General features: G+C 74.1%; 3 protein-coding genes. 1 reads left to right on the plus strand and 2 read right to left on the minus strand.

Annotated features, from left to right (window positions below):
• Positions 1-914: circularly permuted type 2 ATP-grasp protein (locus A6V29_RS06275; RefSeq protein ID WP_137159520.1), on the plus strand; the 914-nt coding region annotated here is incomplete at its 5' end.
• Positions 915-926: 12 nt separating this feature from the next.
• Here the strand turns inward: A6V29_RS06275 and serC are convergent.
• Together serC and A6V29_RS06285 are read right to left on the minus strand one after the other, a co-directional pair.
• On the minus strand, positions 927-2039 hold the full coding sequence (serC, locus tag A6V29_RS06280; RefSeq protein WP_137159521.1) for a phosphoserine transaminase: 1113 nt from the start codon (positions 2037-2039) through the stop codon (positions 927-929).
• 100 nt (positions 2040-2139) lie between these two features.
• On the minus strand, positions 2140-3014 hold an 875-nt coding region (locus tag A6V29_RS06285; RefSeq protein ID WP_137159522.1), incomplete at its 5' end, for a citrate synthase 2.

The raw sequence follows: 3014 nt of genomic DNA on the forward strand, positions 1-3014 counted from the left end.
TCCGGGCTCCCGCGGGCCTGGGCTTCGCGCTGGAGGACCGGCTCGCGCTGCGCGCCGCCGTCCCGGAGCTCTTCGCCGCCCAGAGCCCGGCCGACCCGTACGCGGCGCTGCCGGTGCTGCGGGCGGCGCTGGAGGGGGCGGCGCCACCGGCGTGCGCGGATCGACCCCGGATCGCCGTCCTCACCTCCGGGGAGGGCGAGGGCTCCTGGTTCGAGCACGCGCTGCTGGCCGAGGCGCTCGGCGTGCCGCTCGTCCGGGCCGCCGACCTCTGGCCGCGGCCCGACGGGGGGCTCGAGATCGCGGTGGGTGGTGACCGGCAGCCGGTCGACGTCCTCTACCGGCGCTTCGACGAGGCGATCCTGCCGGCGTACCGCAGCGCCGTCGGGCAGCCGCTGGACGTCCAGCTCACCGACGCGGTGCGGGCGGGGCGGCTGGGCCTGGCCAACGTGCCCGGCAACGGGGTGGCCGACGACGTCGCCACCTTCGCCTGGGTGCCGGCGATGATCCGCTTCTACCTGGGCGAGGAGCCGCTGCTGGCCACGCCGCGCACCTGGGTCCTCGCCGATCCGGAGCAGCTCGCCGAGGCGCGCGGCCGGCTGGGCGAGCTGGTGCTCGGCGAGGTCGCCGGCTACGGCGGCCGGGGCGAGGTCGACGGCCGGACGTGCGGCGCCGCGGAGCTCGACCGGCTCGCGGTCGCGGTGGACGCCGCACCCCACCGCTTCGTGGCCCGTGAACCTGCGGCCGAGGCGACCCTGCCGGTGGTCGTCGACGGTGCGGTCAGGCAGTGCCCCGCCGTGCTGCGGGTCTTCTCGGTCGCTTCCGGTGGGACGACGACGGCGCTGCCCGCGCCCTGGACGCGGGTGGACCTGGGTGGCCCGGTGGCCGGGAGCAAGGACACCTGGCTGGTGCCCTGAGCCGCCGGTTCGTCAGAGGCGCTCGACCACGTGGTCGATGCAGGCGGTCAGCGCGCTGACGTCGTCCGGGTCGACCGAGGGGAACATGCCGACGCGCAGCTGGTTGCGGCCGAGCTTGCGGTACGGCTCGACGTCGACCACGCCGTTGGCGCGCAGGGTCTTCGCGAGGGCGGCGGCGTCGACGGAGTCGGCGAAGTCGATCGTGCCGACGACGTAGGAGCGCTCGTCGGGGTTGCTCACGAACGGCGTGGCGTACTCGGACTTCTCCGCCCAGGAGTACAGCCGGCTCGACGACTCCCGGGTGCGGCCGACGGCGCCGGACAGGCCGCCGAGCGACAGCAGCCACTGGACCTGGTCGGCCAGCAGGAACAGCGTGGCGACGGCGGGGGTGTTGTAGGTCTGGTCCTTGGTGGAGTTGTCGACGGCGATCGACAGGTCGAGGAAGCCGGGGATCCAGCGGCCCGAGCTCTTGATCTCGGCGACCCGCTGCAGCGCGTCGGCCGACATGAGGGCCACCCACACGCCGCCGTCGCCACCGAAGTTCTTCTGCGGCGCGAAGTAGTAGACGTCGGTCTGCGACACGTCGACCGGCAGCCCGCCGGCGGCGGACGTCGCGTCGATGAGCACGAGGGCGTCATCGGTGCCGGCCGGCCGCTCGACCGGGGCCATGACGCCGGTGGAGGTCTCGTTGTGCGCCCAGCCGTAGGCGTCGACGCCCGGCGCGGCGGTCGGCAGCGCGAGGGTGCCGGGGTCGGCCTGGGTGATCACCGGCTCGCCGAGGAAGGGCGCCTCCTTCGCGCCCGAGGCGAACTTCGCGGAGAACTCGCCGAAGGTGCCGAAGGCGGCGCGGTCGCGGATGAGCCCGAACAGCGCGGCGTCCCAGAACGCCGTCGTCCCGCCGTTGCCCAGCACGACCTCGTACCCGTCGGGGAGGTCGAACAGCTCGTGCAGCCCCTCGCGGACGCGACCGACCAGGTTCTTCACCGGCGCCTGGCGGTGCGAGGTGCCCATGATCGCGGCGCCGTCGGTGGCCAGGGCCTGCAGCGCCTCGGGGCGCACCTTGGACGGGCCGCAGCCGAACCGCCCGTCAGCGGGGAGCAGCTCGGCGGGGATCTGGATCGTCATCCGGGACGTGCCTCTCGATTGCTCGTGGGTGGTGCCAACGTCGACGGCCCGGCACCGCAGAGGGTGCGGGACCGGGCCGTCGACGGCGGAGCTGGACTGGTCAGCTCGGGGCGACCTGCGTGGTGGTCTTGGTCTGGATGGTGTCCCAGCCCTCGACCTCCTCGGGCTTGCGCGGGTCGGGGCCGATGTAGCGGGCCGACGGGCGCACGAGGCGGCCGGTGTTCTTCTGCTCGAGGATGTGCGCGCACCAGCCGGCGGTGCGGGCGCAGGTGAACATCGAGGTGAACATGTGACTGGGGACCTCGGCGAAGTCGAGGACGATGGCCGCCCAGAACTCCACGTTGGTCTCCACCGGCCGGTCGGGACGCCGCTCGCGCAGCTCCTTGAGGGCGGCGTTCTCCAGGGCCAGCGCGGCCTCGAAGCGGGGAGCGCCCAGCTCCTGGGCGGCGCGCCGGAGCACGCGGGCGCGCGGGTCCTCGGCCCGGTAGACCCGGTGGCCGAAGCCCATCAACCGCTCCTTGCGGTCGAGCAGGTCCTTCACGTACTTGTCGGCGTCGCCGATCTTCTCGACGTCGTCGAGCATGTGCAGCACGCGGGACGGAGCACCGCCGTGCAGCGGCCCCGACATGGCGCCGATCGCGCCGGACAGGGAGGCGGCGACGTCGGCGCCGGTGGAGGCGATGACGCGGGCGGTGAAGGTGGAGGCGTTCATGCCGTGCTCGGCGGCCGACGTCCAGTAGGCGTCGACGGCGGCGACGTGGCGGGGGTCGGGCTCGCCGCGCCAGCGGATCATGAACCGCTCGACGATGGTGGAGGCCTCGTCGATCCGCTTCTGCGGGACGGCCGGGATGCCGATGCCGCGAGCCGACTGCGCGACGTAGGACAGCGCCATGACCGCGGCGCGGGCCATCTCCTCGCGCGCCTCCTCCGCGGTGATGTCCAGCAGCGGGCGGTAGTGAATCGTCCTGGGGTGGG

It is taken from the genome of Blastococcus sp. CCUG 61487, from assembly GCF_005222955.1.
Classification (GTDB): Bacteria; Actinomycetota; Actinomycetes; order Mycobacteriales; family Geodermatophilaceae; genus Blastococcus.